At 66.8% G+C, this 24,153-nt stretch carries 25 protein-coding genes; 9 read left to right on the forward strand and 16 right to left on the reverse strand.

The features are described from left to right. Positions 1–67: 67 nt before the first annotated feature. Positions 68–1,564: a DUF1800 domain-containing protein gene (locus J2Y55_RS04815; protein WP_310148293.1), complete on the forward strand. Its 1,497-nt coding sequence runs from the start codon at positions 68–70 to the stop codon at positions 1,562–1,564. Between the two features lie 5 nt (positions 1,565–1,569). After that, complete coding sequence (locus J2Y55_RS04820) at positions 1,570–2,832, forward strand: DUF1501 domain-containing protein (RefSeq protein WP_310148297.1); 1,263 nt, start codon at positions 1,570–1,572, stop codon at positions 2,830–2,832. A 220-nt stretch (positions 2,833–3,052) separates the two neighbouring features. Here the strand turns inward: J2Y55_RS04820 and leuD are convergent, their stop codons facing one another. The 6 genes from leuD to J2Y55_RS04850 all read right to left on the reverse strand — a co-directional run bounded on the left by leuD (position 3,053) and on the right by J2Y55_RS04850 (position 6,790). After that, positions 3,053–3,655, reverse strand: coding sequence for a 3-isopropylmalate dehydratase small subunit (gene leuD, locus J2Y55_RS04825; RefSeq protein WP_103716335.1), 603 nt, complete (start codon positions 3,653–3,655; stop codon positions 3,053–3,055). A gap of 33 nt (positions 3,656–3,688) precedes the next feature. Continuing rightward, positions 3,689–4,321 carry a LysE family translocator gene (locus tag J2Y55_RS04830; protein ID WP_310148307.1) on the reverse strand — a complete coding sequence of 211 codons (633 nt, stop codon included), beginning with the start codon at positions 4,319–4,321 and terminating at the stop codon, positions 3,689–3,691. A gap of 3 nt (positions 4,322–4,324) precedes the next feature. After that, entirely contained in the window at positions 4,325–4,795 is a 471-nt protein-coding gene (locus J2Y55_RS04835) for a metallopeptidase family protein (RefSeq protein ID WP_404978812.1), read from the reverse strand. A gap of 8 nt (positions 4,796–4,803) precedes the next feature. Next, the gene (locus tag J2Y55_RS04840; RefSeq protein ID WP_310148310.1) at positions 4,804–5,049 is read right to left on the reverse strand and encodes a hypothetical protein; all 246 of its coding nucleotides are present in this window, start codon (positions 5,047–5,049) and stop codon (positions 4,804–4,806) included. A gap of 25 nt (positions 5,050–5,074) precedes the next feature. Then, positions 5,075–6,493 (reverse strand): 3-isopropylmalate dehydratase large subunit, encoded by a 1,419-nt coding sequence (gene leuC / locus J2Y55_RS04845; protein ID WP_310148314.1) that lies wholly within the window; start codon positions 6,491–6,493, stop codon positions 5,075–5,077. A 120-nt stretch (positions 6,494–6,613) separates the two neighbouring features. Next, positions 6,614–6,790 carry a hypothetical protein gene (locus J2Y55_RS04850; RefSeq protein ID WP_158516284.1) on the reverse strand — a complete coding sequence of 59 codons (177 nt, stop codon included), beginning with the start codon at positions 6,788–6,790 and terminating at the stop codon, positions 6,614–6,616. Between the two features lie 173 nt (positions 6,791–6,963). On the opposite strand from J2Y55_RS04850, the gene J2Y55_RS04855 reads away from it, so the two are divergent. Continuing rightward, the gene (locus J2Y55_RS04855; protein WP_310148319.1) at positions 6,964–7,362 is read left to right on the forward strand and encodes a hypothetical protein; all 399 of its coding nucleotides are present in this window, start codon (positions 6,964–6,966) and stop codon (positions 7,360–7,362) included. A 449-nt stretch (positions 7,363–7,811) separates the two neighbouring features. Here the strand turns inward: J2Y55_RS04855 and J2Y55_RS04860 are convergent, their stop codons facing one another. Together J2Y55_RS04860 and rplS are read right to left on the reverse strand one after the other, a co-directional pair. Beyond that, positions 7,812–8,285, reverse strand: coding sequence for a GNAT family N-acetyltransferase (locus J2Y55_RS04860; RefSeq protein ID WP_310148321.1), 474 nt, complete (start codon positions 8,283–8,285; stop codon positions 7,812–7,814). A gap of 141 nt (positions 8,286–8,426) precedes the next feature. Then, positions 8,427–8,822, reverse strand: coding sequence for a 50S ribosomal protein L19 (gene rplS / locus J2Y55_RS04865; protein WP_310148323.1), 396 nt, complete (start codon positions 8,820–8,822; stop codon positions 8,427–8,429). Between the two features lie 211 nt (positions 8,823–9,033). Here rplS and J2Y55_RS04870 point away from each other — a divergent pair, with 211 nt between their 5' ends. Continuing rightward, a complete protein-coding gene (locus J2Y55_RS04870) occupies positions 9,034–9,822 on the forward strand; it encodes an SDR family NAD(P)-dependent oxidoreductase (protein WP_310148325.1) in 789 nt (262 codons plus the stop codon). A 71-nt stretch (positions 9,823–9,893) separates the two neighbouring features. Here the strand turns inward: J2Y55_RS04870 and J2Y55_RS04875 are convergent, their stop codons facing one another. Further along, entirely contained in the window at positions 9,894–10,796 is a 903-nt protein-coding gene (locus tag J2Y55_RS04875; RefSeq protein ID WP_310148328.1) for a LysR family transcriptional regulator, read from the reverse strand. Positions 10,797–10,891: 95 nt separating this feature from the next. On the opposite strand from J2Y55_RS04875, the gene J2Y55_RS04880 reads away from it, so the two are divergent. The 4 genes from J2Y55_RS04880 (at position 10,892) to J2Y55_RS04895 (ending at position 17,081) form a co-directional block, all read left to right on the forward strand. Next, on the forward strand, positions 10,892–11,611 hold the full coding sequence (locus tag J2Y55_RS04880) for an SDR family oxidoreductase (RefSeq protein WP_310148331.1): 720 nt from the start codon (positions 10,892–10,894) through the stop codon (positions 11,609–11,611). Between the two features lie 288 nt (positions 11,612–11,899). Next, complete coding sequence (locus J2Y55_RS04885) at positions 11,900–13,978, forward strand: elongation factor G (protein WP_310148334.1); 2,079 nt, start codon at positions 11,900–11,902, stop codon at positions 13,976–13,978. Between the two features lie 158 nt (positions 13,979–14,136). Next, complete coding sequence (locus J2Y55_RS04890; RefSeq protein ID WP_404978813.1) at positions 14,137–15,852, forward strand: AMP-binding protein; 1,716 nt, start codon at positions 14,137–14,139, stop codon at positions 15,850–15,852. Positions 15,853–15,962: 110 nt separating this feature from the next. Beyond that, positions 15,963–17,081 carry a sulfite oxidase gene (locus J2Y55_RS04895; protein WP_310148343.1) on the forward strand — a complete coding sequence of 373 codons (1,119 nt, stop codon included), beginning with the start codon at positions 15,963–15,965 and terminating at the stop codon, positions 17,079–17,081. Here J2Y55_RS04895 and mtaB read toward each other — a convergent pair. Further along, complete coding sequence (mtaB, locus tag J2Y55_RS04900) at positions 17,078–18,352, reverse strand: tRNA (N(6)-L-threonylcarbamoyladenosine(37)-C(2))-methylthiotransferase MtaB (protein WP_310148346.1); 1,275 nt, start codon at positions 18,350–18,352, stop codon at positions 17,078–17,080. The two genes, J2Y55_RS04895 and mtaB, sit on opposite strands and share 4 nt — an antisense overlap. Continuing rightward, the gene (gene dapF, locus J2Y55_RS04905; RefSeq protein ID WP_310148349.1) at positions 18,352–19,236 is read right to left on the reverse strand and encodes a diaminopimelate epimerase; all 885 of its coding nucleotides are present in this window, start codon (positions 19,234–19,236) and stop codon (positions 18,352–18,354) included. Before dapF ends, mtaB begins: the two co-directional genes overlap by 1 nt. Positions 19,237–19,377: 141 nt before the next feature. Between dapF and J2Y55_RS04910 the strand changes: the two genes are divergently transcribed. After that, the gene (locus J2Y55_RS04910; RefSeq protein ID WP_310148352.1) at positions 19,378–20,238 is read left to right on the forward strand and encodes a GyrI-like domain-containing protein; all 861 of its coding nucleotides are present in this window, start codon (positions 19,378–19,380) and stop codon (positions 20,236–20,238) included. A 192-nt stretch (positions 20,239–20,430) separates the two neighbouring features. Here J2Y55_RS04910 and J2Y55_RS04915 read toward each other — a convergent pair whose 3' ends face one another. The 5 genes from J2Y55_RS04915 to J2Y55_RS04935 form a co-directional block, all read right to left on the reverse strand. Further along, positions 20,431–21,489: an MBL fold metallo-hydrolase gene (locus tag J2Y55_RS04915; protein WP_310148355.1), complete on the reverse strand. Its 1,059-nt coding sequence runs from the start codon at positions 21,487–21,489 to the stop codon at positions 20,431–20,433. A gap of 90 nt (positions 21,490–21,579) precedes the next feature. Further along, the gene (locus tag J2Y55_RS04920; RefSeq protein ID WP_310148358.1) at positions 21,580–22,212 is read right to left on the reverse strand and encodes a class I SAM-dependent methyltransferase; all 633 of its coding nucleotides are present in this window, start codon (positions 22,210–22,212) and stop codon (positions 21,580–21,582) included. 39 nt (positions 22,213–22,251) lie between these two features. Continuing rightward, positions 22,252–22,878 carry a LysE family translocator gene (locus tag J2Y55_RS04925; RefSeq protein WP_310148361.1) on the reverse strand — a complete coding sequence of 209 codons (627 nt, stop codon included), beginning with the start codon at positions 22,876–22,878 and terminating at the stop codon, positions 22,252–22,254. Positions 22,879–23,013: 135 nt separating this feature from the next. Beyond that, positions 23,014–23,523, reverse strand: a complete 510-nt coding sequence (locus J2Y55_RS04930) for a CAP domain-containing protein (RefSeq protein WP_310148364.1) — start codon at positions 23,521–23,523, stop codon at positions 23,014–23,016. A gap of 69 nt (positions 23,524–23,592) precedes the next feature. Next, complete coding sequence (locus J2Y55_RS04935; protein WP_310148367.1) at positions 23,593–24,024, reverse strand: hypothetical protein; 432 nt, start codon at positions 24,022–24,024, stop codon at positions 23,593–23,595. Positions 24,025–24,153: the final 129 nt, after the last annotated feature.

Below are 24,153 nucleotides of genomic sequence, written 5' to 3' on the forward strand. Positions count from 1 at the left end.
TTTCGCCATTATTTGCATCGACCTTGTACCATGATGTTTCGGTCGAATCCCGATCGGAGATGCAGATATGGCGACCCCGGACGACAGCCGCATCAGTGGCATCGGGCTCCAGCGTTTCGGCCTCGGCGCAAGGCCGGGGCAGCCGCGCGATCAGCGTGACGCGGCGCGCGAGAGCATGCTGGCCGAGGTCGCGCGCGGCATCGTCGCCCAGCCGTTGAACCCACCTTTCTCAGGCGCAGCCGAGATTGGCGGTGCGCTTTTCGCCTTCGAGGACAAGGAGCGCATGGAGCGCGAGGCGAAGCGCATCGCCGGGCAGGTGCAGGCCATGCAGCTCGCGGCCGCGCCACCCAATCCGCAAACCGCGCCAAACCCGCAAGTCCCGGTTGCCCCGCAGGCACCGGCTGCTCCGCAAAACCAGATGGCGCAGCCGGCCAAGTCTGCCAATGAGCCGCCGCTGCCCTTCAGGACCTATCGCGACGAGGTCGTCGCCCGTGTCCAACTCGCGCTCGATGCCGAGAGCGGCTTTGCCGAGCGCTTGGTGCAGTTCTGGTCGAATCATTTCTGCATCGCTGCGACCAAGAGCAATATCGGGCGCAGCATGGCAGGCGCCTATGAGCGCGAAGCTATTCGGCCCCATGTTTTCGGCCGTTTCGAAGAGATGCTGGTCGCGGCCGAGAGCCATCCGGCCATGCTCGATTTCCTGGATAACCGGCTCTCGATCGGGCCGGGCTCGCCGGCCGGCAGACGGCGCGGGCGAGGCCTGAACGAGAACCAGGCGCGCGAGATCCTCGAACTGCACACGCTTGGCGTCCATGGCGGCTATTCCCAGGCCGATGTCACCAATCTCGCGCGCATCATCACGGGCTGGACCATGGTCGGGCGCGAGGCGGTGCTGGGTTTTCCCGGCTCCTTCGCCTTCAATGCTGGTTTGCACGAGCCCGGGGCGCAGCCCTTGCTCGGCAAGGACTATGCGCAACCCGGCAAGGCCCAGGGGCTGGCGGCCTTGACCGACCTCGCGCATCATCCCGCCACCGCCGATTTCATCGCTCTGAAGCTGGCGCGGCATTTCGTGGCCGACGAGCCGCCGCCCGCCCTGGTCGCTTCGCTGTCGGAGGTGTTCCGCCGGACGCAAGGCGATCTCGCCGCCGTCTCGCGCGCGCTGCTCGAATCGAACGTGGCCTGGAATGCCGAGCCGACTAAAATACGCTCGCCGCAGGAGTTTCTGATCGCAAGCTATCGCGCGCTTGGCCGCAAGGCCGATCCCGGCCAGATTCTCGGACCTCTCGGCGTGATGGGACAGCCCTTCTGGCAGCCGTCGGGACCCAATGGCTATCCCGACACCAACGCCGCCTGGGCCTCGGCCGAAGGCATCAAGACCCGCATCGACGTCGCCGCCGGCTGGGGCCGGCAGGCGGCCGGCAGCGTGCCCGATCCGCGCGCGCTGACCGAGGACATCCTCGGCCCGCTCGCTTCGCCCGAGACCCGCCAGACCGTGGCGCGGGCGGAAAGCAAGCCGCAGGCGCTGGCGCTGCTGCTGATGTCGCCCGAGTTCCAGCGGAGGTGAGCCCCATGACTGATCACTCCAAGGCGGATCTCGACGACGATTGCGAAGCGATGACGCCCTCACGGCGGGCGGTTCTGGGCGCGGCGGGGGCGCTCTTCGCCTGGTCCTTCGTGCCGAAATTCGCCTATGCGGCGGCGGGCAGCCGCGATCCGCGCTTCCTGCTCGTGGTGCTGCGCGGCGCGCTCGATGGCCTCTCGGCGGTGCCGCCGATCGGCGATCCCGACTATGCCGGTCTGCGCGAGGGCATTGCCCTGACCAAGGATGGTCCCGATGCCGCCTTGCCGCTCGACGGCTTCTTCTACCTGCATCCCGCCATGCCGAATCTGGCGCGGCTCTATGGTGCCGGCCAGGCCTCGATCGTGCACGCGGCGGCGACGGGCTATCGCGAGCGCTCGCATTTCGACGGGCAGGACGTGCTCGAAAGCGGGCAGGCCGGTCCCGGCCGTACCGATAGCGGCTGGCTCAATCGCCTGATCGCGAGCCTGCCGCCCGGCGAGACGGTGTCGCGCCGCGGCGTGCTCGGCGTTGGCGTGGTGCCGCCTTTGGTGGTGCGCGGTTCGGCGCCGATCCTGGGCTGGTCGCCGCCGCGCATGGCGCGCGCGGGGCCCGATCTGATGCAGCGCCTGTCCGATCTCTACGGCCAGCGTGATCCCGGGCTGGCGCGCGCGCTCACCCAGGCGATCGAGACCGAGGGCATCGCCCTGCGCAGCAGCATGAATGGCGACATGCGCGGCGGTGGCGGGCCCGACAGCGTCGACGGCATGAAGCGCATCGCCGAGGGCGCGGCAGGGCTTGTTGGCGCCGATGACGGGCCGCGCATCGCCGCGCTTGCCTTCGAGGGTTGGGATACGCATGCCAATGAGGGCGGCGCCAAGGGGCGTCTGGCGCAACTATTGGGAGGGCTCGACGGCGCGCTGGCTGCCTTCGAGCAGGGTCTCAAGCCGGTCTGGAAGGATACGGTGGTGATGGTCGTGACCGAGTTCGGCCGCACCGCGAAGGTCAACGGCACGGTCGGCACCGACCACGGAACCGGTACGATCGCCTTCCTCGTCGGCGGCGCGGTCAAGGGTGGGCGGATGGTCGTGGACTGGCCGGGCCTGAAGCCCGAGCAGCTCTATGAGAAGCGCGATCTCAAACCGACGACGGACATCCGCGGCGTGGCCAAGGGCGTGGTGTCGGAGCTGTTCGGGCTCTCGGGGCCGGTGCTGGCGGAGCGGGTGTTCCCGGGCACCGGCGAGCTTGCGCCGATGCGAGGGCTGGTGGGGTAGGGCCGCTTTCCTTCTCCCCCATCAAAGTCGGCTGTTGCCGACTTTGACACTTTGGGTTGCTCATCTCGGGCGAGCCCGAGATGACTGGGGAGAAGGTGTCTGCGCAGCAGACGGATGAGGGAAGGGTCGCGTCAGCGGCCCTTTTCTTGTTTAGAATGAGGAACTTCCCTCATCCGTCACGGCTTCGCCGTGCCACCTTCTCCCCCGAGGGGAGAAGGGCTCAAGCCCACTCGCGCTTGGCGAGCTTTTCCTCGTAGGCCTGGATCTTCGGGGCCTTCTCCATGGTCAGGCCGATATCGTCGAGGCCGTTGATCAGGCAGTGCTTGCGGAACGGGTCGAGGTCGAACTTCACCGTGCCGCCGTCGGGGCCCTTGATCTCCTGCTTTTCGAGATCGACCGTCAGCGTCGCGTTCGAGCCGCGATCGGCGTCGTCGAACAGCTTCTCCAGATCCTCCGGGCTGACGACGATCGGCAGAATGCCGTTCTTGAAGCAGTTATTGTAGAAGATGTCGGCGAAAGAGGTCGAAATCACGCAGCGGATGCCGAAATCGAGCAGGGCCCAGGGCGCGTGCTCGCGCGACGAGCCGCAGCCGAAATTGTCGCCGGCGACCAGGATCTCCGATTTGCGATAGGCCGGCTGGTTCAGCACGAAATCGGGGTTCTCCGAGCCGTCCTCCTTGTAGCGCATCTCGGCGAACAGCGCGGTGCCGAGCCCGGTGCGCTTGATCGTCTTGAGGTACTGCTTGGGGATGATCATGTCGGTGTCGACATTGATCACCTTCAGCGGGGCAGGCGTGGAGGTCAGCGTGGTGAAGGGCTGCATGGCGGGAACTCCGATAAGTCTTTCTGGCGGTGACTAGAGCTGCGAGGTCAGCAGCTTGAAGCTGGCGAAGGTGAAGAAGGCGGCGAGACAGGCCTCCGCGCGCCGGCGGATCCGGCGATAGCCGGAGATCATCGAGGCGGTCGAAAACAGCACCGCGTAGAACTGGTTGATCCCCAGCGAGATCAGCATGCAGCCGGCAATGATGGCGTAGAGCACGACCGGCGGCGTATCGGGGCGCAATCCCAGCGCGATGATCGCCGTCCAGCTCAGGATCGCCTTGGGATTGGTCAGGTGCATGAGGTAGCCGCGCAGGAAGCTGCGGCGTCCCGAGATGGCGGCTTTCGGCGGCGGCATCTCGACCCGCATGGCCGAGCGCGCCGAACGCCAGGCCAGGAACAGCAGATAGACCCCGCCGACGATCTTGATGGCGTAGAGCGCTTCGGGATGGGCCACAACCAGGCCGGTGACGCCGATCGCGGCCAGGATGCCCCAGGTCAGCGAGCCGGCGGTGACGCCGAGCGCCAGTATGGCGCCAGCGTCGCGGCCGCGTTCCATCGATGTCGCCATGACGACGAGGTTGCTCGGGCCGGGGCTGGCGACGGCCAGGAAGAAGGCCAAGTAGACCAGCGCCAGATCAGGCAGGTGACGGATCAGATCGTTGAGCATCGTCTAGCGCTCCGCCTCGGCCTCGATGGCGTCCATGTCTTCATCGGAAAAGCCGAAATGATGGCCGATCTCATGGACCAGCACATGGGTGACGATGCCGCCCAATGTCTCGTCATGCTCGGCCCAGTAGTCGAGGATTGGGCGGCGGTAGAGATGGATCGTGTTGGGCATCTGGCCGGTCTGCGGAGCATAGCCCTGCTGCGGCAGGCCGATGCCGCTGAACAGGCCAAGGATGTCGAAGGGGCTCTCGGCCTCGAGCTCCTTCAGCACCTCGTCCTCGGGGAACTCGGTGACGTTGAAGACGACGTCGCTGCAGAGCGCACGGAATTCGTCCGGCAAATGGTCGAACGCCGCCTGCGCCAAGATCTCGAACTCGGCGATGGACGGCGCTTTCGCGCCATCCCAGCCGATGTCGGAGCTGGAGTTGGCCTGGGCATGAGCGCTCGCGCTGGCCGTGGCCGAGACTGAAGGCACGCTTCCCATCACCAGATCTTCAATTGATGGCCGAGCCAATAGGCCAGCGCGATCACGCCGAGCAGCGACAGGGACCGGCCGATGCGCCGGCCCCAGAGCTCGATCTTGTCGCCATCGGGCGCATCACCGCCGGAAAAATGCTCGGCGGCGCGGCCCATAGAGGAGCCGAGCAGGCTCTCGCTGTCACGCTTGACGCGGTCGAGCGCGGCCTGTGCCTCGGCGGCGCGGGCGGTTTCGCGGGGGTCGTTGGACATGCTCGTTACCCCCGCTTGCCGGGCTTCATCCCAACTGCCTGACATCGACGAAGTGGCCGGCCAGAGCGGCGGCGGCGGCCATCTGCGGCGAGACCAGATGCGTCCTGCCCTTGTAGCCCTGGCGGCCCTCGAAATTGCGGTTCGAGGTCGAGGCGGCACGCTGGCCCGGCTTGAGCTGGTCGGGGTTCATCGCCAGGCACATCGAGCAGCCCGGCTCGCGCCATTCGAAGCCGGCGGCGAGGAAGATCTTGTCCAGCCCTTCCTGCTCGGCCTGCTGCTTCACCAGGCCCGAGCCCGGCACGATCATGGCGTAGTCGAGCGAGCCCGCGATCTTCTTGCCCTCGACGATCTTGGCGACGGCGCGCAGATCCTCGATGCGGCCATTGGTGCAGGAGCCGATCCAGATCACGTCGAGCGGGATGTCGATGATCTTGGTGCCGGCGGTCAGGCCCATATAGTCGAGCGCGCGCTGCTTGGATGTGCGCTTGGTCTCGTCCTCGATCAGGGCAGGATCGGGCACCGCGCCCGCGACCGAGATGACGTCCTCCGGGCTCGTGCCCCAGGAGACGATCGGCGGCAGGTTGTTGGCATCGAGCCGGACGATGCGGTCGAAATGCGCGCCCTCGTCGCTGTAGAGCGTCTCCCAATAGCGCAGCGCCGCCTCCCAGGCCGCGCCCTTGGGCGCCTTGGGACGGCCGTTCAGATAGGCGAAGGCCTTCTCGTCAGGCGCGACCATGCCGGCGCGCGCGCCGCCCTCGATCGACATGTTGCACAGCGTCATGCGGCCCTCCATCGAGAGGGCGCGGATGGCGTCGCCGGCATATTCGATGACCGAGCCGGTGCCGCCGGCCGTGCCGGTCTCGCCGATGATGGCCAGCGTGATGTCCTTGGCGGTGACGCCCTTGGCGAGCGTGCCGTCCACCTGGACGAGCATGTTCTTTGCCTTCTTCTGAATCAGCGTCTGGGTGGCGAGCACATGCTCGACCTCCGAGGTGCCGATGCCATGCGCCAGCGCTCCGAAGGCGCCATGGGTCGAGGTGTGGCTGTCGCCGCAGACGATGGTGGTGCCGGGCAGGGTGAAGCCCTGTTCGGGTCCGATGATGTGGACGATGCCCTGGCGGATATCGAGCTCGTCGAAATACTCGACGCCGAACTCCTTGGCGTTCTTCGCGAGAGCCTCGACCTGGATGCGGCTTTCTTCCTCGACGATGCCCTTTGACCGGTCCGTCGTCTGGATGTTGTGGTCGACGACGGCCAGCGTCTTGTGCGGGGCATGGACCTTGCGACCGGTCATGCGCAGGCCCTCGAAGGCTTGCGGGCTCGTGACCTCATGGACGAGGTGGCGGTCGATATAGAGCAGGCAGGTGCCGTCCTCCTGCTGGTCGATGATGTGGTCGTCGAAGATCTTGTCGTACAGCGTGCGGGGGGTGGCGTTGGACGTCATGACGTGGGCCTCTGTCGGATACCGAGAATGTTTTGGCAGGTATCGGGATGTCTTGAACGGGTCCGGCTCATGCCGGAGGGCGCAGCGCAACGGCCTGTCGCCGGCCAAAAACGGCCGGTCTCAGGCGCGCGTAAGGCCTGCGGCGATCGACGCCGTGAAACGTCCGAAGAAGCGCCAGGGCAGGCGGGCGTGATCGTCGAGCGCGACAAAGTCCTGCGTCGTCGGCAGGGCAGGCAGATGGCCTTCACCCTGGACGGCGCAGACGCGCAGCATCGATCGATCGGAACGCAGTGACATGAGGGAGTGTCTAGCAGTTCTAAGGTGGCGCGACAATCGAGATGCGAGCCCGCGAGATACAGCCGCGCGTGGCGCGCATGCCGCGATGGGATGGGTGCCTCGCGACCGCCATGCTGATAAGCAGGGATCGGTGCGCCCGAGCCGGGGCTCAGGCGACGAAGCGAGGTGTGGTGATGCTCAGGTCTTTTCCCTTCATGGTGCTGGCGGTGCTGGTATACGCCGTCGTCATCGCCGTCATGGGGCAGCCGCTGGGGCGCGAAGTCCTCGGCTTCGGCCTGCCGTCGGGCGTGCGCTTTTCGCTGACGGTGAGCGAGCTCCTGCTCTTCGTCGCGACGATCGTCCTGTTCTTCGAGGTCATGAACGCGGCCAGCGCCAAGACGAACTCGATCCTCAATCACGGCCTGTCGATGCTGGTCTTCCTCGCCAGTTTCATTGCCTTCCTGCTGCTGCCGGCATTCGGTACCGGAACGTTCCTGATCATCACGCTGATGTGCCTGGTCGATGTCATCGCCGGCTATTCGATCAGCATCCTGACGGCCCGGCGCGACATGACCTTCGGATCGCAGGAATAGACTTCGCCAGCCTGCCTCCGCGGCGCCGTCATCCCGGGCTTGACCCGGGATCCATCGAAGGGCGCTGTCGCTCTACGATGGATCCCGGGTCTTCGCGGAGTTTATCCTTGGGCCGATCGAAGATCGGACCCGGGGGCTGCGTCCGGGATGACGGCGCGGATGTTTTGACCGGGTCCGGCTCATGCCGGAGGGCACAGCGCAACGGCTTGTCGCCGGCCTAAAACGGCCGGCCTCAGGCGCGCGTAAGGCCTGAGGCGATCGACGCCGTGAAACGTCCGAAGAAGCGCCAGGGCAGGCAGATGGCCTTCACCCTGGACGGCGCAGACGCGCAGCATCGAACGATTGGAACGCAGTGACATGGGGAGTATCCAGCAGTTCTAAGGTAGCGCGACAATCGAGATGCGACCTTGCGAGATACAGCCGCGCGTGGCGCGCATGCCGAAGCCGATTCACAGCTCCATATGGACGATCTCGATGGGGTCTCCGCCCAGCCCATGGGAGAAGAAGCCCTTGCCGGTGGTTCGGAAGCCATGCCGGCTATAGAAGCTCTCGGCATTGATCGTCGCCTCGACCTTGACGGGGCCGGCGTGGCCTTCGCGGGCCTGTTCGATGCCGAGGCCGAGCAAGCGTTTCCCCAGTCCCGAGCCTGCGGCGGCGGGGTGGAGAAACAGGCGCGTGACCTCGCCGGGTTCGGCGTCGACGAAGCCGATGACCGCGCCCTGCCGCTCGGCGACGATCATCCGCCCGTTCGCGATCAGTGCTTCGTAATAGGCGGGCGTGCGGGCGCCCATCCATCCCGCCAGCTGATCCACCGAATAGTGCTCCTTGCCGAGCGTCGCGATGGACAGATGCGTGATCTCGAACACGGCTTGCGCGTCGCTTGCCTGTGCCGGCCGCAATGCGATGTCTTGGTCAGCCGTCATCCCACGTCTCGTCTCACGTCCGTCTGCCGCTGGCGCATCGAACAGGATGCGGTTTCGCCCGGCAAGATAGCACCGCTCAAAACAAAAACGCGGCCCCGAGGGACCGCGTTTTCCAAATCTCGTGCGATTGAAGTTGTAAGCTTACTTCGCGGCGCCCTTGGCGGCCTTCGGCGCGCGGGGCTCGACGCGCTCGGCGATACGGGCCGACTTGCCGCGGCGATCGCGCAGGTAATACAGCTTGGCGCGGCGCACCTTGCCCTTGCGGACGACCTTGATGGAGTCGATGTTCGGCGAGTAGAGCGGGAAGACGCGCTCGACGCCCTCGCCATAGGAAATCTTGCGGACGGTGAAGGCCTCGTTCAGGCCGCCGCCATTGCGCGCGATGCAGACGCCTTCATAGGCCTGGACACGGCTACGCTCGCCTTCCTTGACCTTGACGTTGACCTGCACGGTGTCGCCGGGCTGGAAATGCGGGATCTCACGACCTTCGCTGAGCTTGGCGATCTGCTCTTTGTCGAGCTGTTCGATGATGTTCACGGGTCTCTCCAATAGCCGTTGTCGCGCTTGAGCTGCGCGGGCGTTCGGCACGCTGTTTTCAGTTGTGAGCGGGCCATACAGCAGAGTCGGGCGCTTGTCGAGCGCGGGTCTGTCGCAGAGCGGCTTGGCCGGCAAACCGAGGCTTGGCGAGGCCCTTGCCGACGTGCATAGCGGTACGCAACAACAATGACAGTATCCCGGGTCGGAAACCATGCCTGAAAACCTCCACAAGATCGCCCTCGTCACCGGCGCCGCCCGCGGCATCGGGCTCGCCACCACCAGGCGCTTCCTCTCCGAGGGCTGGCGGGTCGCGCTGCTCGATATCGACGCAGAGACACTGGACAAGGCGATGGCCGAGCTGGCGCAGCCAGAGGCGACGCTGGCGCTGGCCTGCGATGTCTCCGATCCTGCCGCGGTAGCAGTTGCCTTCGCGGCACTGACAATCCGCTTCGGCCGACTCGATGCGCTGGTCAACAATGCCGGCACGGCCGTGTTCAAGCCGCTGCTGGAGACCACTTACGAGGAATGGCAGCGGGTCCTGGCGGTCAACCTCACCGGGCCGTTCCTGACAACGCAGCTCGCCGCGCCGCTGATGGCCGATACCGGCGGCGGCGCGATCGTCAACATCACCTCGATCTCAGGCCTGCGCGCCTCGACGCTGCGGGTTGCCTACGGCACCAGCAAGGCCGGGCTCGCCCATCTCACCAAGCAGCAGGCGGCGGAGCTCGCGGGCTTGGGCATTCGCGTCAACGCGGTCGCGCCCGGGCCGGTCGACACCGCCATGGCCAAGGCGGTGCACTCGGCCGAAATCCGGGCCGACTACCGCGACGCGATTCCGCTCGCGCGCTATGGGCTGGAGGAGGAACTGGCCGAGGCGATCTTCTTCCTGTGCAGCGACAGGGCGAGCTACATCACCGGCCAGGTTCTGGCGGTCGATGGCGGGTTCGACGCGGTCGGGATCGGGCTGGCGACGCTGCGTGGGGAGCGGCGGAATCTCTGACGGGACGGTTCGGGTCGGTTTCAAGCCTTGGCGGACGTTTGGCGTTGCGCGCTGTCCACAAGACCTCACCGTCAAGCCGCGAGGCTGAGCGCGATGAAATCCAGGAAAGCGCGCACCTTGCCCGGCAATTGGCGGCGCGACGCATAATAGGCATGGAGCGGGAAGCGCTCCTCCGCCCATTCGTCGAGCACGGTGACCAGACGCCCACTGCTCAGCCAGGGCTCGAGCCCCAGTTCGAAGCTCTGGAACAGGCCTAGTCCCGCCTCGCAGGCGGCCAGCGCCGCGGAAGGATCGTCCAGCACCAGGCGGCCGGCGACCGGGACTTCGATCGCCTTGCCGCCACGATGGAACTCCCAGGTGAACGGCCGCCCGGACTGCGGATCCCGAAACAGGATCGCGTCATGCCGGGCGATATCGGCGGGCGCGCGAAGAGCAGGACGGCCGGCCAGGTAAGCCGGCGTGGCGACCGTAAGGACCCGCGTGTCCAGGAGCTTGCGGGCGATCAGGCCTGAAATCGGCGGAGGACCGAAGCGTATGGCAAGGTCGACGCCGCCAGCGAGCATCTCCTCAAAGGCGTTGGTGACCCGAAGCTCCAGCGAAAGCTCGGGATAGCGAGCCAGTAGCGCCGGCAGTCGCGGCGCGAGCACGATGCGCGCGAACCATGGATCAACGCTCAGTTTCAGTCGGCCGCGAACCTGGGTGGAGTCGGCGGCGGCTGTCTCGGCAGCCTCAGTGATGGCGGCAAGGAGCGGCGCCACCTCGGCATGGAAGCGCGCACCGGCCTCAGTGAGAGCCATCATACGAGGATGCCGGTCAAACAGCCGAGCCCCGACCTGCGCCTCCAGCCGCGCCACGGCCCGGCTGACCCCCGATGGCGTCAATCCCACAGCTTCCGCCGCGCGGGCGAAGCCGCCGTTTTCGACGACGGCGGTCATCACACCGACGCCTGAGAGCAAACGCGCGTCAAAGGCCATGAGTGAGTCTCCGTCAACATTGCTGTGACAAAGATGCGTTGGATTCCGGGTCGGACAAAGTGGATCTTGCGGCTCCCCATCCTCAGGAGTTCGCCATGACCTTGAATGAACAACGTATTGTCGTGCTCGGTGGCACGTCCGGCATAGGCTTCGCGGTCGCGAAGGCCGCCTCTGAAGCGGGAGCCCAGGTCGTGGTCGGCTCAAGCTCCCAGACGCGGGTGGCGGCGGCGGTCGCCGCCCTGGGCGCCGACGCCGAAGGGCGGGCGGTCAACCTCTCGGACGAGACGGCAACGCGAGCGTTTTTCGAGGAGGTGGGCGAGTTCGATCATCTCGTCTACACGGCGGGAGAGCCATTGCAGCTTCTCGGATTGGAGGCCGATCTCGCCGAGGCCCGCCGCTTCTTCGAGCTTCGCTACTGGGGGGCGCTCGCCGCGGCGAAGTACGGGCGCAAGATGATCCGGGAAGGCGGCTCCCTGGTGTTCACCTCCGGCACCGCGGGAGCTCGGCCGCTTGGCCCCGGCTGGGCGGCGGCATCGAGCATCTGCAGTGCGATGGACGGGCTCACCCGGGCGCTCGCCGTGGAATTGAAGCCCCTGCGAGTGAACTGTGTGGCGCCCGGTGTCGTGAAGACCGACCTTTGGGCCGGCATGGGCGAGACGCAACGCGACGCCTTCTACGCCTCCGAGGCCGCACGCCTGCCTGTCGGCCACGCCGGCGAAGTGGAGGAGATTGCGGAAAGTTACCTCTATCTCATCCGCCAGACCTATGTGACGGGCCAAGTGCTCTACGTCGACGGCGGCGGCCTCCTCGCTTAATCGCTGTGCTGCGGCTACCCGCCCGGGCAAGCCAGCCGCGATCCGGCCGCGGCGTCTAACGCACGCCGCGGCGCAGCAGACAATTTGCTTGCGCCGCCTGTCGAACGGCGCGAACCTGCCCTTCGAAATCCCTCTTCGACGGCCGCCCGACCCTAGTCGGGCCTGAGCGACCGCCGCCTTTCCGGTGTGGGCGCTTCACTTGTCTTCCCTCGCCGGTTCCTGCCGCGTCGGAGCCCTGAGCCCAACGGCTTCTCGCCCCTTCGCGGCCAATGACCGCAGGAGGAAGCCATGGCTGCGACATCCCGGAACGAAGGAAACGCAAACGGAGTCAGAGGCGGGGGCCCGCGATGCATCGCCATCGTCGGCCCCTTCCAGAGCGGCAAGACGACGCTGCTCGAAAGCATCCTGGAGCGCTGCGGCGGCGTTTCCCGCGCCGGCTCGGTCAAGACCGGCAACAGCGTCGGCGATGCGAGTGCGGAGGCCCGCTCGCATCAGATGAGCACGGAGCTCAACGTTGCCTCCGTCGAATTTCTCGGCGAGCGCTTCCAGTTCGTCGATTGTCCCGGCTCCGTCGAATTCCTGCACGAGATGCGCCATGTCCTGCCGGTGATCGACGCAGCTGTGGTGGTCTGCGAGGCGGATGATCGCAAGGCGCCGGCGCTCGAACTCGTGCTGCGCGAGCTCGAGGAAGCGGATATTCCGCGCTTCCTGTTCCTGAACAAGATCGACACCGCCTCGCGCCGGGTGCGCGAGACGCTCGGCATCCTGCAGCGCGCCTCGCGCACGCCGTTGCTGCTGCGCCAGATCCCGATCTGGCAGAAGGGCATCGCTGTCGGCTTCATCGATCTCGCGCTGGAGCGCGCCTTCATCTACCGCGAGCATGCGCCCAGCGAGATCGTGCCGCTCGGCTCCGAGGAGACCGGGCGCGAGAAGGAAGCGCGCTTCTCGATGCTGGAGAAGCTTGCCGATTACGACGACGCGCTGATGGAGGATCTGCTCGGCGACATGGAGCCGCCGCGCGACCGCATCTTCGACGATCTCGCGCGGGAATTGCAGCACCGCCATGTCGTGCCCGTGCTGATCGGCTCGGCCGAGCGCGGCAATGGCGTGACGCGGCTGCTCAAGGCGCTGCGGCACGAGGCTCCCGGGCTTGGCGAGACGCGTGGACGCATCGGCGTCGTGGCCGAGGGCGCGCCGCTCGCGCAGGTGATGAAGACCTGGCATTCCGGCCAGGGCGGCAAGGTCTCGCTCGCCCGCATGCTGCGCGGCAGGCTGGCGGAGGGCGATGTCGTGACCTCGTCTGGCGGCGTCGAGGCGCGGATCGCCGGCGTGCTTGCGGTCAAGGGCGTGGAGCAGACGCGCAAGCCGGCGGCGGAAGAGGGCGAGATGGCAGCCTTCGCGCGGCTCGAGGGCGTGGTGACCGGGGATGCGCTGACACTCGGCAAGCTGCGCGCGAGCGTGGTGAGCTCGGTCGCGCCGCCCGAACCCGTGCATGCGCTGGCTGTCTCGGTGAAGGACCGCAAGGACGATGTCAGGCTGGCGGCGGCGCTGGCGCGACTGGCTGAAGAGGATACCGCGCTGACGATCACGCATCTGCCGGAGTTCGGCGAGATGCGCCTGTCCGGCCAGGGCGAGATGCATCTGCGCGTTACGTTGGAGCGGCTCGCCGGGCGCTATGGCGTGTCCGTCGAGAGCAGGCCGCCGCAGATCGGCCATCGCGAGACGATCCGGGGCAAGGCCGGCGCGCGCGGCCGGCACCGCAAGCAGAGCGGCGGGCATGGGCAATATGGCGATGTGGTGCTGGAGGTCGCATCGCTGCCGCGTGGCGAGGGCATCCGCTTCGTCGATCGCATCACCGGCGGCGTGGTGCCCCGGCAATATATCGCCTCTGTCGAGGCCGGCATGCGCGATTTCTGCCAGAACGGGCCGCTCGGCTTTCCGCTGGTCGATATCGAGGTGACGCTGACCGACGGCTCCTATCACACGGTCGATTCCTCCGACATGGCGTTCAGGCAGGCGGCGCGTATCGCCATGAGCGAGGCCGTGCCGCAGGCGAAGCCCGTGCTGCTGGAGCCGATCCTGGCTGTCGAGGTGGTGATCCCCTCCGAGGCGATGTCGCGGGCCTCGGCCATCGTCTCGAGCCGGCGCGGGCAGATCCTCGGCTATGATTCGCGGCCGGGATGGCGCGGCTGGGACCAGATCAACGCGCTGATCCCCGAGGCGGAGATGCCGGGCCTGATCGTCGAGCTGCGCTCGGCGACGGCCGGGGTCGGTTCGTTCAGCGCCCGCTTCGACCATCTCGCCGAACTCGCCGGCAAGCCGGCCGAGGCGATCGTTGCCTCGCATGCCCTGGCGCAGGCGCGATGAAGGGCGCGTGATCTGAAAGGTTCATATCTAAACCTTTTGGTGTATTCTTGGGGGCGGGCGCTTGCGCCCGCCCGTTCAGTTCCGCACTGTATGGTCATGAAAAAGCACTGGCACGGCCGTTCCTGCGGTCGCAAAGCCGGCGAAATGGGAGGATGACCATGAATGCGATGAGCGGCGCCGCGGCGAAGCCTGACGCGCGTCCCTGGCTGGCGCAATATCCCGCCGCCGTGCCGCCGGAGCTCGACGCCGCCAAGGTCGGCACATTGGCCGATCTCGTCCACACCGCCTGTACGACCTATGCCGCGCGCCCGGCCTTCGAGAGTTTCGGCAAGACGATCAGCTTCGCCGAGACCGGCCGTGCCGCACAGGCCTTCGCCGCCTGGCTGCAAGCGCAGGGCTGCAAGAAGGGCGACCGCATCGCGCTGATGATGCCCAACATCCTGGCCTATCCGGCGACGATCTTCGGGGCGCTCATCGGCGGCTTCACCGTCGTCAACATCAACCCGCTCTACACGGCGCGCGAGCTGACCCACCAACTCAACGATTCCGGCGCGCGCGTGCTGGTGGTGATCGAGAACTTCGCCCATGTCGTCGAGGAGGCGAAGCCCAACCTCAAGCTCGACGCCGTCGTCATCGCCACCGCCGGCGACCTGATGGGCTTCAAGGGCACGATCGTCAATTTCGTCGCCCGCAAGATCAAGAAGGTGGTCAAATCCTTCAATCTGCCGGGCTCGATCGCGCTCAAGGGCATCCTGGCGGGCTCAAGCGTGATGGCGCCAGTCACGGTTACTCCCGACGACGTCGCCTTCCTGCAATATACCGGCGGCACGACCGGCGTCGCCAAGGGTGCGACGCTGACGCATCGCAACGTGGCCTCCAATGTCGAGCAATGCGCCTTGTGGCTGGGCTGGGCGCTGGAGCCGCCGCTGGGCCGCAGCGACTACCAGCACGTCATGGTCACGGCCCTGCCGCTCTACCACATCTTCGCGCTGACCTGCTGCTGCATGTTCATGCTGCGCATCGGCGCCAAGGGGCTGCTGATCGCCAATCCGCGCGACATCGCCGGCTTCGTCAAATTGCTGAAATCGAGCCGGATCACGCTCTTCTCCGGCGTCAACACGCTCTACAACGCGTTGGCGAACCACCCGGAGATCCGCCAGGTGAATTTCGAGGAGCTGCGCTTCGCGGTTGCCGGCGGCATGGCGACGCAAGCTGCCGTCGCCCGGCAGTGGAAGGACGTCACGGGTCGGCCGATCGTCGAGGGCTATGGCCTGTCGGAGACCTCGCCGGTGGCTTCGGCGAACCGGCCCGACATTTCCGAGTTCACCGGCACGATCGGCTATCCGCTGCCCTCAACCGATTTCGCCATCCGCGATGCCGAGGGGCACGACATGGCGCCTGGCGAGCCAGGCGAGATCTGCATCCGCGGGCCGCAGGTCATGGTCGGCTACTGGAACCGCCCCGACGAGACGCAGAAGGTGATGACCGCCGACGGCTATTTCCGCTCGGGCGATGTCGGCGTGCTGTTACCCGACGGCCAGATCAAGATCGTCGACCGGATGAAGGACATGGTCCTGGTCTCGGGCTTCAACGTCTATCCCAACGAGGTCGAGGATGTGCTCGCCAGCCATCCCGGCGTGCTGGAGGCGGCCGTGATCGGCTTGCCCGATGAGCATTCCGGCGAGGCCGTCACCGCCTTCGTGGTCAAGAAGGATGAGACGCTGACGGCCGAGGCCCTGCGCGCCTTCTGCAAGGACAGCCTGACCGGCTACAAGGTGCCCAAGCAGATCGTCTTCCGCGACAGCCTGCCCAAGACCAATGTTGGCAAGGTGCTGCGGCGCGCGCTGCGCGAGGAGGTCGCCTCCCACAAATGAGATGGCCGGCAGCTTGATCGCGCGGAGGGCGATGGCTAGTTTGCCTCGCCGAGGCCGAAGGCCTGCGCCATCCGCCGCACGCATCCGCGCGCCGACGAAAAGGTTGCTGATTGCCCCGTCGCCTTCTCGAACTCCCGCTGCTGCGCCGGCTGAAGCCCGGGCTCTATGTCCATGACGAGGAGGCGCTGAACGCGGAGCCGGCGCTCGATTTGCTGGCTGAGCCGATCACGCCGATCGACGCCTTCTTCATCCGCAACAATGGCGATCTGCCCGAGACCGGACCGGCCGAGGCCTGGCGGCTGAGGATCGATGGCGAGGTCGAGCGGCCGCTGGTCTGGTCGATCGCCGAACTGCGCCAGCGCTTCGAGACCGTCACCGTCACCGCCGTGCTCGAATGCGCCGGCAATGGCCGCTCGCAATTCTCACCCGCAACCGACGGCTTGCCCTGGCGGCTCGGCGCCGTCGGCTGCGCGCGCTGGACCGGCGTCAGGCTGAAGGATGTGCTGGAAGCGTCCGGCGTGAAGGCCGGCGCCGTCTATACTGCGCATTACGCGCCCGACCGGAACCTGTCGGATCCGTTGCGGCCGGCCTTGTCGCGCGGTTTGCCGATCGAAAAGGCGCTGGCGGCGGAGACGCTGATCGCCTTCGCGATGAATGGCGAGCCTCTGCCGCCGTTGCATGGTGGACCGCTGCGCATCGTTGCGCCCGGTTTTCCGGGTTCGGCCTGGCAGAAATGGCTCGACCGGATTTCGCTGCGCGATGTCGAACATGACGGCGAGAAAATGCGCGGCACGGATTACCGCATGCCCCTGACGCTGGTGAAGCCGGGCGAGGCGATCGATCCCGCTCGGTTCGCGGTGATCACCGACATGCCGGTGAAATCGCTGATCACGGCGCCGGCGCACGGGTTCGACATCGCAGTGGGGTCGGTCCTCGTCGTCGAGGGTTTTGCCTGGAGCGGGGCGATCCCGCTGGCGGGCCTGCGTGCATCCTGCGATGGCGGGGCAAGCTGGCTTGAGGCGGAGCTCGAAGACGGCGAGGGACCTTTCGCCTGGCGGCGCTTCCGATTGGGTTTCCCGATCGAGCGGGCGGGCCCGCTTTCGGTCATGGCGCAGGCGCGCGATATCGAGGGGAATGTCCAGCCTTTCGAGGCGCCTTGGAATCCGCGCGGCTACTGCAACAATCAGGTGCAGCGGGTGAGCGGCGTGGCGCGACAAGGAGCCTGTTAAGCTGCGATCAGCGCCTTCTCATCCGCCGCTTCCGTCGTTACCGCCACGATCTCGCCCGGCGTCACGTCGCGCTGGAAGCGCACCAGCGTGAAATCTTCGGCGCGCCCGGTGTTGCCGCGTTCGGTCAAGACCGAGAGCGGCCGGCCAAGGCGGGCGTTGAGGTGCTGCCGGTGGGCGTCACGAGCGGCCTCGCGCAGGCGGCTCGCCCGGTCCGAGACGATGCCCCCGGGCAATTGCGGCATGCGCGCGGCCGGCGTGCCCGGGCGCGGCGAATAGGGGAAGACGTGGACGAAGCTCAGGCCGCATTCCTCGACCAGGGCGAGCGAGCGTGAGAACATCGCCTCGTCCTCGGTCGGGAAGCCGGCGATCAAATCGGCGCCGAAGACGATGTCGGGCCGCAGAGCCCGCATCTCCGCGCAGAAGCGGATCGCATCCTCGCGGCCGTGCCGGCGCTTCATCCGCTTCAGGATCAGATCGTCTCCAGCCTGCAGCGAGAGATGCAAATGCGGCATCAGGCGCGGTTCGGTTGCGATCGCCTGGCGGAGTTCGTCATCGACCTCGACCGCATCGATCGAGGACAGGCGCAGGCGCGGCAATTCGGGCAGGGCGCGCAGGATCGCCTGCACCAGCCGGCCCAAGCTCGGCGCATCCTGCAGGTCGCGGCCATAGCTCGTCAGGTCGACGCCGGTCAGCACGATCTCGCGCGCGCCGGCCTCGCTCAGCCTGCGGCATTGCGCGACCGCCTCGCTCAGCGCGAGCGAACGTGAATTGCCGCGTCCGAACGGGATGACGCAGAAGGTGCAACGATGGTCGCAGCCGTTCTGGACCTGGACGAAGCCGCGCGTATGGGCGGCGAAGCGGCCGGTTCGGGCATCGGACAGGGTCGTCTGCGCCATGATGTCGGAGACGGCGATCTTGTCGTCGGCAGCAGCCTCTGCGTCGCCGAGCAGGCTGTTGGAGCGGGCGAGCGCCTCCCAGGTTTCGGGCCTCATCTTCTCGGCATTGCCGAGAACGCGCGCGGCTTCCGGCATGGCAGCGAAGCGGGCGGGCTCGATCTGCGCGGCGCAGCCTGTGACCACCACCGGCCGGCCGGGCTGCTCGCGCTTCAACCGGCGGATCGCCTGCCTGGCCTGGCGCGTCGCCTCATTGGTGACGGCGCAGCTGTTGACGATGGCGAGGTCGTCGAGGCCTGCGGCTTGCGCCCGCTCGCGGATCGCCTCGCTCTCGACGATGTTGAGGCGGCAGCCGAAGGTGACAACCTCCAGCGCCATCAGGCCGCCCTCTCGAACCAATCCGGCTCCAGCACGCCCTCCCATTCGAAGGCGACCGGGCCGGTCATCAGCACATGGTCGTCGCGCTCGCGCCATTCGATGGTGAGATCGCCGCCGGGCAGGCTGACGACCGCCTTGCGGGCCGACAATTCGCGCCGCACCGCTGCGACCAGGGCCGCGCAAGCGCCCGAGCCGCAGGCCTGGGTGATGCCGGCGCCACGCTCCCAGACGCGCAGCACGATATGATCGGGCGCGGTTACCGCCGCGAGCTCGATATTGGCGCGGTCGGGGAAGATCGGGTGGTTCTCCAGCAGCGGCCCGATCTGCTCCAGATTGAAGCGATAGGGATCATCGACGAAGAAGATCGCATGCGGATTGCCCATATTGACCGCGCAGGGCGTGTGCAGGATCGGATCGTCGATCGGGCCGATCTGCAATTCGAAATGGGCGGTGTCGTGGAACGGTTCGGCGAGCGGGATCTCGTCCCAGGCGAGGCGGGGCGCGCCCATGTCGACGGTGAAGACGAGCTCGCTCTCGCGCATAGCCGGCAGGAGGCCCGCCTTGGTCTGGAGCGTCAGCCTGGTCTTGGACGGATCGCCCATTGCGGGGTCGGCCAGCATCGCCCAGGCAACGCAGCGCGTGCCGTTGCCGCAGGCGCCGGCTTCGGAGCCGTCGGTGTTGTAGATTCGGACATAGGCGTCGGTGCCGGGCGTCGCGGCGTCGTGCAGCACCATGAGCTGGTCGAAGCGGGCGCCGGGTTGCGCCGCGATGGCGCGGGCGTCGGATTCGCTGACGCGCAGCTGCGATCCGCGCAGGTCGAGCACGGTGATCTGGTTGCCCAGACCGTTCATTTTCAGGAACCGGCGGGTTGCCAGAGCGTTCATTCGGTCACAGGTCCATAAACTACGGCGTCTATGAGGGAACCGACGCGAAAAAGCCACCCTTCGCCCGTTCCTGCGTGAAGGTGGACATTCTATGTTGCGCTGCAAGGGCGCGAATCGTTCTTTTTGGTCAGGACCATGATGATGCGGCATTCCCGGATTGGTGTTCTGGCGCTCGCAGCGCTGCTCGGTGCCTCCATGCCTGCCTTCGCGCAGACGCGCGTCGCGCCTCCGACGGCTGTCGAGTCCGCGCCGCTCGCGCCGCCGCCGGGTGCGGCCGCTCCCGCGCAGGCGCAAGCCGCCCCCCCGGTGGCCGAGCCGCAGCCGGTTCAGCCGCCCCCGGTGCTGCAGGGGCCTGCAGCACCCCAGCCCGTCCAGCCCCCGCCGGCGTCGCCGCTCCCGCCCGAGCCGCAGCCGGTCCAGCCGCCTCCGACCTTGCCGGCTCCCGGTCCGGCGCTGCCGGTGCCGCCTGTGCCGCAGCAGACGGGCGTGCCTGATCCGAACGCGACGCTCGCCGGCAAGCGGGGCGATGCGAGCGATGTCGATGCCGTCCTGCTCGTCTCCAAGCCGGTGCTGTCGCTCTCCGGCCAGTCGAGCTGGGATCAAGGTTTTCAGCGCCTGAGCGAGAGTTTCAAGATCCTGCGCGATGAGGCGGCCAAGGCTGGGCTGCCGATCGCCGGTCGGCCGCTGACGCTCTTCGTCGAAACCGACGACAACGGCTTCCGCTTCGAGGCGATGCTGCCGGTCGGCCAGGCGCCGGAGGGCTCGCGGACATCGGAATTCGCACGCGGCGTCAAGGTCGGCCTGTCGCCGGCTGGCCCCTCGCTGCGCTTCGTCCATGTCGCGCCCTATGACGACATCGACTCGACCTATGAGACGATCACGGCCTATCTCGAGGCCAAGAGCATCGTGGTGAAGGATGCATTCCTCGAGGAGTACGTCAGCGACCTCAATGATCCGGGCGATCCGAACCTTGAGATCAACGTCTACGTCCAGCCGAAGTGAGAGGCCCTACACACGCGCCATGTCATCCCGGACAAGTCGCCCTCGGGTCTGGCCTTCGGCCGGCCCAAGGACGGGCTCCGCGACGCAGATCCGGGAGCCATCGGAGGGCTCTGTGCTCTGGGATGGATTCCGGGTCTTCGTTGCGCTTCGCCCGGAATGACGGCGTGTTTTTCCTGGAAAGCGTTCCGGGCTTCAGGCCGTCCAGCTCAGCCCCGGCCGCATCGGCCTGAAGCGCTCCTCCGGCAGGCCGGCCTGCGCCAGGGCCACTTTCAGCGCCTCGGGCGGGCGCTCGATGCCCTCGTCGGTGAGCTGGAACGTGCCCCAGTGATGGCCGATCGCCTGGCGAGCCCTGAGCGAGGCCATCACCTTCACGGCCTCTTCCGGGTTCATGTGGTTGTCCGACATGAACCAGCGCGGCTCATAGGCGCCGATCGGCAGTACGGCGAGATCGAACGGACCATGCTCCTGGCCGAGCCGCTCATAGAGCGAGCCGTCATGATAGCCGGTGTCGCCGATATGGAAGACCTTCGTTGCGCCGGTCTCGATGACGAAGGAGCACCACAGTGCCATGCGCCGGTCGAGCGCGCCGCGTGCCGACCAGTGATAGGTCGGAACCAGCGTCGCCGAGACCGCATCCGACAGCGCGACGCGGTCGCCCCAGTCATGGACCTGTGTCAGCGCGTCGGGAATGCGTGCCTTGACGATGGTGTCGTTGCCGAGCGGCATGATCATGCGCGGCATGTCACGGGCATGGATGCGGGCCAGCGTCGCGAGATCGAGATGGTCGTAATGGTTATGCGTGATCAGCACGATGTCGATCTTCGGCAGATCGTCGAAGGCGACGCCGGGCTCGTTGACGCGCTTGGGGCCGACAAAGGAAAACGGGCTGGCACGCTGCGCATAGACCGGGTCGATTAGCAGGTTCAGTCCCGCGACCTGGTACAGGAACGAGGCGTGGCCGAGATGGACGATGCGAATGCCCTCGACGCGCGCCGGCGGCTTGTCCTGTGGTGGGGCGGGGTAGTGCTCGGGAAAGGCCTCGCGCTCGCGCTTGGAGGTCTGCCATCTCCAGATGTCGAGCAGTCCTTTGGTGACGGGACGTCCGTCGCTGAAGCTCAGGCCGTCGAAATGAGCGGTGACGGGGCCCTGGTAATAGGGATTGCGCGAGCGCGTGAGCGTCGCCCAGGCGGCACCTGTCGAGCCGAGCAGAGCGGTGAGGCCGAGGAAGGAGAGGAGCTTGCGACGATTCATGGTGTCAGAAGTGGGGCGTGAGGGCGCTGGATCAAGGCCGGCGATCCTGATGCATGCCGATGCCGACGCCCAGAGGAGGATGGCTCCTCGTCACGGCATCTTGAATGCGAGCACATGCAGCCACCGGGTCGGTTCTGCATCATAGCCTCCGCCCAAGTCTTCGTCGATGTCGAGCTCGCGCCAGCGATCGTCGCCATAGGCGCCGCGCAGCCAGTCCGGCGACGGGTAGTTGTAATAGCGTCCGAAGCGATCGCGACCCTCAGACGTGCCGGCCTTGAAGCTGGCATAGAACACGCCGCCCGGTTTCAGCGCAGCTTGCACCTTGCCAATGATCGCCGGCAGGGCTTCGCGCGGCACATGCAGCAGGCAGGCATTGGCCCAGATGCCGTCGAAGGCATCGGTCTCGACCAGATCTTCGAACAGCAGCACCTCGACCGACCGCCCAAGCCGCAGCGCGGCCTGGCAAGCCAGTTCCGGCGAGCCGTCGGTGGGTGTCACCGCGAAGCCGCGCGCCAGCAGGGCCTCGCTGTCCTGCCCGCCGCCGCAGCCGAGTTCGAGAACGCTGCCGCCGGCCGGGAGCGCGGCGGCGAATGCATCGAGGCGGTCATATCTGACCTTGCGCGCCCGCCCGGCATAAGTCCCGGCTTCGGCTCCGTAGAAGTCGAGAGTGGTGGTGTCTTTGCCAGAGCAGGATACGAAAAAGTGGGAACCGGCTTTTCGCATTGATCCTGCTCTAACTCCTCGATGAGAGCCGGTTGCGCCTCAGTTGCTGCCCGAACGCATGGCGACCGTCGCGATGCCGGCCCCGACCAGCAGCGTGCCGCCGGTCTTGTTGAACAGCCCGATCGCCCGCGGATTGCTCACCATCGAGCCCGCCCGCGAGGCGATCAGCGCGTAGCTCATGGCATTGGCGAAGGCGAGGGTGATGAAGGTCGCCTCGAAGATCAGCATCTGCGTCCAGAAATCGCCCTTTGCATCCAGGAACTGGGGCAGGAAGGCGACGAAGAAGGTGATGCTCTTGGGGTTCAGCGCCGTCACCAGCCAGGCATGGGCGAGCATCTTCCAGGGCGAGACGGCGTCCTGGCGCGGCTTGGCGTCGAGCGTGCCGCCGGCACGGAAGAGCTTGATTCCGAGATAGATGAGATAGGCCGCGCCGACCCATTTCAGCGCGGTGAAGATGGTGGCCGAGGCCGCCAGCAGCGCGCCGACGCCGAGCATGGAGAGCGTCATCGCGGTGAAATCACCGAGCGCGACGCCCACCGCCATGGGGAAGGCCGTGCGCCAGCCCTGGCCAAGCGCATAGGAGATCACCAGCAGGATCGTCGGGCCGGGAATCACCAGCAGGACGGCAGTGGCGGCGGCAAAAGCGGCCCAGGCTTCCAAGGTCATGACGACAGGCTCCGGTGGTCGAAGGGCGGAGCAATCCCCAAGCGAAGCGGGTTGTAAAGGGGGCTCAGCGCGGCGTCTTCGGGCTCCCCCGAAATAGCCCACCGGCCCCCGATGTCGAGCTCAGCGCTTTATCTTTCAACGCTCGCCGGCGATCACCAGCGCCCACCAGGCCCCGTATTGCGTCTGGGGGGCCTTGGCCAACGCGATGCCGAAGCGCGTCGCCTCGGGCATGCGCAGGTTGACGTCGTGTCCGGAGGACGCCTTCCAGCCCGCGAAGGCCTCCTCGGTCGAATAATAGCCGCCGCCGACATTCTCCGCCGTACGCCCCCCTTTCAGCCCGGCGCCATGGACGCGGGAGACGAAGCTGCCGCCGGCATCATGGGAGAGCGTGTTCGCCGCGGCCATCGCATTGGCCTGGCGCTGGGCCATGGCGGTCAGCGTCGGGTCGAGCTTGACGGGGCTGAGGCCGTTGCTGGCGCGGTAGGCGTTGAAAATGCGGGTGGCGGCGGCCGTGTCGAGCTTCACGGCCGCCAGGCGCTCGGTGGCCGTGGCGCTGAGAGGCGCGGCGTTGCGCGAATCCCCGGCGCATCCGGCGGCGAGCAGGGTCATGGCGAGCGTCGCCACGCGGAAGAGATGCTGATCCATCGTCGGCTTTCGGTTTGTCGGGTGTACCACCTTGTACCGTAACGTAATCCCAGCGGTTATGCGACGATCTCAGCCGCGGCCGCCGGCGATGACGCGGCAGAGCGCGTCGCGAACATAGCCTTCCGGCGCGATCTGGCCCTGCTGGACGACGAAGGCGGCGTCGACGCGTGTGGCCGGCCCGCTCTTGCGGGCGGTGACGCGCAGGGTCTGCGGCCGGCCCGAACCGGTGGTTTCCTGGATCGCGACGACCGAACTCGTGGCATTATCGACGCGGATACCGGCGAAGCCCTCCGCGGCGACGGCAGCCGCCAGGTTCTTCAGCACGGCCGCAGGTGCGCGATTCGTGACGAGATCCCAGCTGCGATAGGTTAGGCCGGTCACCATCGGAACGCCATCGGTCTTGAAATTATTGTGGCAGGCCTGCTGGGCCCGGGCTTGCGACAGGTTGAGGAACAAGGCGGCGAAGGCAAGGGTTGAAAGGGTCGTTGTACGCACGGCCATGGCAATTCCCTGATGAAAATCTAGGCGTGCCTTTAAACCTCAGGGTTGTGGCTCGGGCAAGTGCTCGCGCCTCCATGTGCCCCATCTGATGTACCAATCTTGACTTTCGCCACATTCTCCCGCTTTAAC

Origin of the sequence: Allobosea sp. BE125, from assembly GCF_031456075.1 — a bacterium.
In the GTDB taxonomy this organism is placed as follows: domain Bacteria; phylum Pseudomonadota; class Alphaproteobacteria; order Rhizobiales; family Beijerinckiaceae; genus Allobosea.